General features: G+C 73.5%; 5 protein-coding genes and 1 pseudogene. All 6 read left to right on the forward strand.

All coding sequences use genetic code 11. The features are described from left to right. Positions 1-559: pseudogene (locus GT042_RS03420) on the forward strand (hypothetical protein); the annotation flags it as partial. 730 nt (positions 560-1289) lie between these two features. Further along, on the forward strand, positions 1290-2879 hold the full coding sequence (locus GT042_RS03425; protein ID WP_161307212.1) for an ABC transporter substrate-binding protein: 1590 nt from the start codon (positions 1290-1292) through the stop codon (positions 2877-2879). Continuing rightward, positions 2876-3949 (forward strand): ABC transporter permease, encoded by a 1074-nt coding sequence (locus GT042_RS03430; protein ID WP_161307213.1) that lies wholly within the window; start codon positions 2876-2878, stop codon positions 3947-3949. The genes GT042_RS03425 and GT042_RS03430 overlap by 4 nt, the downstream gene beginning before the upstream one ends. Then, complete coding sequence (locus GT042_RS37980) at positions 3946-5409, forward strand: ABC transporter permease (RefSeq protein WP_202532303.1); 1464 nt, start codon at positions 3946-3948, stop codon at positions 5407-5409. Before GT042_RS03430 ends, GT042_RS37980 begins: the two co-directional genes overlap by 4 nt. Next, the gene (locus GT042_RS03440) at positions 5393-6412 is read left to right on the forward strand and encodes an ABC transporter ATP-binding protein (RefSeq protein ID WP_161307214.1); all 1020 of its coding nucleotides are present in this window, start codon (positions 5393-5395) and stop codon (positions 6410-6412) included. Before GT042_RS37980 ends, GT042_RS03440 begins: the two co-directional genes overlap by 17 nt. After that, positions 6409-6894: ATP-binding cassette domain-containing protein (locus tag GT042_RS03445; RefSeq protein ID WP_161307215.1), on the forward strand; the 486-nt coding region annotated here is incomplete at its 3' end. The genes GT042_RS03440 and GT042_RS03445, both read left to right, overlap by 4 nt.

Raw genomic sequence — 6894 nt, forward strand, 5'->3', positions numbered from 1 at the left:
GACCGCCGAACGGGTCCTGCGGCGGCTGCGCGAGACCATGTTCGTCCTCGGTGCCCCCGCCGACACGCCGGACGGTGTCCTCGCGGCCGTACAGGGGGTTCCCGGACTCGACACGGACCGCCTGCGGGACGACGCGGCGGCCCCGGCGACCCGGGACGCGGTCCGCGCGGACTGGGCGGAGACCCGGCGTCCGCTGCCCGAGGTGGTGGATCTGGACGCGCCGGGCCCGCACCCGGGCCGGGCCAAGAAGGTGGGGGACCACCGCCGTTACGCCCTGCCGACGCTGGTCTTCGACGGCCCCGGGGGCCGGGTGTGCGTCCCGGGATGGCGTCCCGTGGAGACCTATCTCGAAGCGGCCCGCACCGCCGCGGGCACGACGGCGCCGGCCCCTCCCGTACGGCTCGCCGCCCGGGAGGCACTGGAGCGCTGGCGCACCCTCACCGGTCCCGAACTCGCCCTGCTCACCCGCGAGTCGGAGCCGCCGGAGGAGGCCGTGCGCGTCGACACGGGCAACGGCCCCCTGTGGCTGCATCCCACGGAAATGCGCCCGAGCGGCTGACGAAACCGCAGGTCGTCAGGGTCTCGTCCAATGAGACACCTGGAGGTGTCCATTGACAGTCGGGCGCCGGGCCGTGAGGATACGGGCATGCATTCGACGCACCCCGGTGTGGTCTGCCGCTACGTGGATTACCGGCGCACTTCCAGCGCCCTCTGTCGCTGACCCGACCGCCGAACCGGCCCCCTCGTGCGGCCTTCGGCACTCCGGCCCTGCCCGGGCCCGTCCGGCGGACCAGCCGTGAGCTGATCCGTTGGGGTCCGCCGGACAGGCCCTGGCCCGTTCCCTGTTCCGCACCGCGACGGCGGTGACCCGGGGGCCGTACCCGGCCGGGAGCGATTTCCTCCCACTCGCCGCTTCTCCATGACCGGAGTTCCCGGCGCCGCCCCGTCCCAGTGCCGCGGCGGCCGGTGCCGTACACCCGCGAAATCTCCCGCGCCCAGGGCCGGGGCCGAGCCGCCCCGCTCCCGATTCCGGCCGCCCCGCGCCGACACTCCACGTCAACACCACCGCGCCGACACCACCGCGTCAACACCTCGCGCCCACACCGTCGTTGACGCGTGTCTCCTCGCCGGCCCCGACCTTCTCGCGGCTTGCTCCTGACGTCTTCGTTCCGCCTCGTTTCCGCGCTCTTCTGTGTCCTTGTCCCGTTCTGTCCGGGCCGCCCGACCGGGCGTCCAGGCCCGCCCGCGTACCCGAACGCTCCGGTACGGCCGAGAAAGGTGGCGCTCCCATGCCGATCCTCCGCCCCTCCACCAGCAGCAACGCCCCTTCGCTGCCCGGAAGTCCGTCCCGCCCCGGTCTCGGGCGGCGGTCCTTCCTCGGGCTCTCGCTCGGCGCCGGCGCGGCGCTGGCCCTCACCGCCTGCGGCGGCGGAGGGTCCGCCTCGACCGCGGGCGGCCGGACCGCCACCCTCAAGTGGGGCTGGGCACTGCCCACTTCGTGGGACCCGGTCACCTCGTCCGCCGGCTGGGACGTGCACTCCCTCTCGCTCGTCTACGCGGGACTGACCAAGCTCGACCTCACCGGCAAGGCCGTGCCGGCGCTCGCCACCTCCTGGACGTACAACACCGAGGGCACGGTCGTCACCTTCACCCTGCGCGAGGGCCAGAAGTTCAGCGACGGGACCCCCATCGACGCCACCGCCGTGAAGAAGAGCCTCGAACGCGGCCGTGACTACGCGAAGTCGCTGGTCGCCTCCCAGCTCGTCGGCGTCAAGGACGTCACCGCCGTCGACCCCGGCACCGTACGACTGACCCTCGCCGCACCCGACTTCCAGGTCCCGGCCCTCCTCGCGGGCAAGACCGGCATGATCGTCAACCCCAAGGTCTTCGAGAGCGACGCCGCCGGCCTCGCCACCAGGCCCGCCGGGTCCGGTCCCTACACGCTGGTCTCGTACGTCCAGAACGCCAAGGCCGTGCTGCGCCGCAACCCCGCGTACTGGGACGCGGACCACATCAAGATCGAGAACTTCGAGATCTATCCGCTGCCCGAAGCCTCCACGGTCGTCGCCGCACTCACCTCCGGGCAGTACAACGTCGCCCAGATCCCCGGCAGTCAGGTCGAGGCCGCGAAGGCCGCGGGCCTGGAGGTCCAGGTCATCCCCTCCATGGTGGTCGCCGTCCTCGACCTCAACCTCGGCAAGGCGCCCTTCGACGACGACCCCGATGTCGCGCTGGCCGTCAAATACGCCATCGACCGGCAGGAGTTGCTCAGGACCGCGGCCTTCGGGCACGGCGAGGTCACCGTCCAGCCCTTCCCCCAGGGGTACGCCGGTCACGACGACGCGCTCGACAAGCTCTTCCCGTACGACCCCGAGAAGGCCAAGCAGCTGCTCGCGAAGGCCGGTCACGCCGACGGGCTCGACCTGACCCTCTCCACGTCCACCCCCGAGGGCGTGCCGGAACTGATCCAGGCGCAGCTCAAGAAGGTCGGCATCAACGTCACGATCGACACCGTCCCGCAGACGCAGGCGACCCAACTCGTCTACATCCAGCGGAGCAAGGCACTCTTCGTCGACCAGTTCGCCGGGCGGGACTCCGCGACGCAGGCCTTCCAGGTGCTCTTCGGCAAGGAGGGCCTGATGAACCCGGGACGAACCGTCTCGCCCGAGCTGGAGAAGGCCCTCGACGTGGTGCGCCGTACGCCGCTCGACTCCGCCGAGTACCCGGCCGTGCTCCAGAAGGCCACCGGCATCGCGGTACGGACCATGCCGAACGTCTTCCTCTACACCGTGCCGCGGATCCTGGCCCGCAACACCAAGGTGTCGGAGATTCCCGCGTACACCGTCGTTCAGCGGTTCGAGGGGGTGACCGTCGCATGACCGCCCCCGTACTGACCGGGACGGCCCGTCCGTCACCGCCCGAAGGGGCCCGGTCGTCCTGGCTCCCGCCGCTGCGGCGCCGGCTGTCCGGAGCGCCGCGCTCGCTGGGCCGGGTGCTCGCCGTCACCGCCACCGTGTTCGTGCTGGCGTCGCTCCTGACCTTCGCGCTCGGCGCGCTGTCGGACGCGAACCCGGCCGCCGCGGTGCTCGGGGACCAGGCCACCCCGGCCGACATCGCCCGGATGCAGGCGGAGTTCGGCCTCGACCGGCCGCTGTACGCGCAGTACCTGAGCTGGCTCGGGCACGCGCTCACCGGTGACCTCGGGGTGTCCTGGTTCACCAGCGCGCCGGTGGCCGACAGCATCGCCCAGGCGCTGCCCGTGGACCTGTCCATCGCCGGACTCGCGCTCCTGCTGGCCGTCCTGCTCGGCGGCGGGGCGGGGATCGGGGCGGCGCTGGACAACGGCGGGCGGTTCGACCGGGCGGTCACGCTGGTCTGCTCGGTGCTGGCCACGCTGCCGCCGTTCCTCATCGGCATCGTGCTGATCGTCGTCTTCGCGGTGCAGCTCGGGGCGCTGCCGACGGGCGGGTACGTACCGCTCGGCGAGAGCCCGGCGGAGTGGCTGCGGTACGCGATCCTGCCCGCGTTCGCGCTCAGTCTGGACGCCGCGGCCTCCCTCGCACGGCAGTTGAGGACCTCGCTGGTCGGCGCGTTGCGCGAGAACTACGTGACGGGGGCGGAGATGCGGGGATTCTCCTCGCGGCGGGTGCTGTTCGGGCATGTCCTGCGCAACGCGGCGGGGCCCGCGCTGAGTGTCCTCGGCCTGAGTGTGCCGGTGATCCTGGGCGGGGCGGTGGTCACCGAGAAGATCTTCAACCTGCCGGGGATCGCGCAGCTGTCGCTCCAGTCGGCCGAGCAGCACGACATCCCGGTCATCCAGGGGACGTTGCTGGTCACGGTCGTGGTGGTGCTGATCGCGAACATCGCGGTCAACGCGGCGCTCGCGGCGCTGAATCCGGCGGCGCGCCGGGCAGGCCGGCGGGCCGCGGCGGACGGGGGCGTGTCATGAGGACCCTTCGCCGTACGTGGCGGCTGCGATCCGCCCGGATCGCCCTGGCCGTACTGGCCGTGGTGGCCCTGCTGGCGATCGCCGGGGGCGCCGTGGCCCCGCACGATCCGCTGGCGCAGAGTCCGGCGGACATGCTCCACGGTCCGAGCGCCGGGCATCCGCTCGGTACGGACTACCTGGGACGGGACGTCCTCAGCCGGGTCCTGGCCGGTACCGGGCGGTCGGTGGTGGGCGCGCTGGAGGCCGTCGGGGCCGCGATGCTGCTCGGCATCGTGCCGGGCATCGCCTCGGTGTGGCTGGGCCGTACCGTCGAATGGACGGCGCAACGGGCCGCCGACACGCTGATGATCATGCCGTTCACGGTCTTCGCGATCGCCGTGGTCGGCGCGCTGGGCAACGGCATGCACCAGGCGATGCTCGCACTGGGCGTGCTCTTCGCCCCGCTGTACTTCCGGGTGACACGGGCCGCGGCGCTGGGCCTCAAGCAGGCGCAGTACGTGGAGGCCGCCGAGCTGATGGGCGCGTCGCGGTGGTGGATCCTGCGGGTCCACGTCTGGGGCAAGATCCTGCCGACGGTCGCGGTGACGACGGCCCAGGCGGTGGGCCAGGCACTCCTGGTGGTCGCCTCCCTGACCTTCCTGGGCCTCGGCGTCCAGCCCCCGGCCCCGACATGGGGCGGCATGCTCGCCTCGGACCTGGGCTACCTGTCCCAGCAGCCCTGGGCCCCCCTGATCCCGGGCGCGGCCATCATGCTGACGGTCGGCGCCCTGAACATCCTGGCGGACGCGGTACGCGACAGCGGCGGGACGTCTGCCGCGGAACGCCCGAAGCGGGCGAGGCGGTTGCGCGGGCCGCGCGGTGCGGGGTCCGGGCCGACGTCCCGACCAACGCCCGTGAACCGACCGGAGCCGCCGGCCCGGGCCCCGGCCGAGGACCCGGCCCGGGTCCAGGTACCGGCTTCGGCAGGGGCATGGGGCTCGGCTCCGGAGGAGGTGCCAGCCCCGGACCGAGGCTCGGAGTGGGGGCAGGGCTGGGGCCCGGAGCGGGCCGGTGCGCCGGTGGAGCCTTTGGGCGCGCCTCAGGCCTGGTCTGCGGTACGGGCCGGGGTTCCGGCCGAGGAGCAGGTGCCCGGTCGGGCCGAGGTCCAGGGGCGGCCGTCGGCCGGTGACCGGGCCGGGGGCGCGGTGCGGGGCGGGGACCTGGCCACGGGCCCGGTTCCGGATCGAGTTCCGTACCGGGGGCCGGAGTTGGGCTCGGAGTCGGGTCTGGAGTTGGGCGAGGGCCTGGTCCTCGATCCGCCGGTCCCGTCGGCCGACGGGGGCGGGGCCGGTGTCGGTGTGGCTGGGGGAGGCGGGGGCGTCGGTCGAGCCCCGGACGGTGAGTCGTACGACGAGTCCCGTGCCGTCCTGGCCGGGGACGAGCAGCGTGAGGAGGTGGAGCGTCATGTCAGTACTGGTTGAGGTCCCGGTCGTCGCCGGGCCCGTTCTGAGCGTCGACGGGCTCGACGTCACCGTGTCGGGCGGTGCGCTCGCCGTGCAAGGGGTGTCGTTCACGCTCGGGCGCGGTGAGGCCGTCGGGCTGGTCGGGGAGTCCGGCAGCGGCAAGAGCCTGACCTGCCGCTCCGCCCTCGGTGTGCTGCCCGCCGGCTGCGAGGTCACCGGCGGCCGTATCACCCTGGGCGCCACCGGCTCCGGCGCGCCCACCGAGCTGAGCGCGCTCACCCGTAAACAGTGGAACGCCGTCCGGGGCCGCCGCGTCGGCGCCGTGTTCCAGGACCCCGCCTCGTACCTCAACCCCTCCCTGACCGTCGGCCGCCAGCTCGCGGAACAGCTCCGTGTCGGACGCGGGCTGCCCAGGGCCGCCGCCCACACCCGCGCCGTCGAACTGTTCGGGGCCGTCGGACTGCACCGGCCCGACGAGGTCTTCCACCAGTTCCCGCACGAGCTGTCCGGCGGCATGCTCCAGCGGGTCCTCATCGCGATCGCCGTCTCCTGCGAGCCCGAACTGCTCATCGCCGACGAGGCCACCACCGCCCTCGACGTCGTCATCCAGGCCGAGATCCTCGAACTGCTCGCCCGGCTCAGGGCGGAGCAAGGCCTCGCGCTGCTCCTCGTCACCCACGACCTCGCCGTCGTCGCCGAGAGCTGCGACCGCATCCTCGTCATGTACGCGGGGCAGATCGTCGAGGACGGCCCCACCGCCGAGGTGCTCGCCGCGCCCTCCCACCCCTACACCGAGGCGCTGCTGCGCGTCGCGTCCCTCGGGGTGTGGGGCCGCCGCGAACTCGACATCATCCCCGGCCGCCCGCCCGAGGCCGGCGCCGAGCTGCCCGGCTGCCGCTTCGCCGACCGCTGCGCCCACACCACCCCGCAGTGCACGGCGGGACCCGTCGCCCTGTACGAGCTGGGTGACGGGCGCCGCGCCCGCTGCCTGCGTCCCGCCGCCTCCGGAGCCGCCGTATGAACGCCGTCCTCACGCAGGAGAACCCGGCCCCGCTCCTGGAGATCCGTGGACTGACCGTCTCGTACGGGCGCCGCGCCACCGCCCTGCGCCGCGCGGGCAGCACCCGGGTGCTCTCGGGCGTCGACCTCACGGTACGGGCCGGGGAGATCCTCGGGATCATCGGCGAGACCGGCTCGGGCAAGACGACCCTGGCCCGCGCCACCGTCGGCCTGATCCGTCCCGACGCCGGGGAGATCGGGTTCGAGGGCCGCGACGTCACCGGGCTGAACCGCCGTGACCTCCGGGACTTCCGTCGCACCGGCCGCGTCCAGTACATGTTCCAGGACCCGCTCCGGTCCCAGGACCCGGAGTTGACGGTACGTCAGGTCGTGGCGGAGCCCCTCGCGGCGGTCGGTGCCGCCACCCGCCAGGAACGCGCGCGGCGCGCCGACGAGGCCCTGACCCTCGTCGGGCTCGACGCCGAGGCGCTCGGCCCGCGTACC

The organism is Streptomyces sp. SID3212, from assembly GCF_009865405.1.
Classification (GTDB): Bacteria; Actinomycetota; Actinomycetes; order Streptomycetales; family Streptomycetaceae; genus Streptomyces.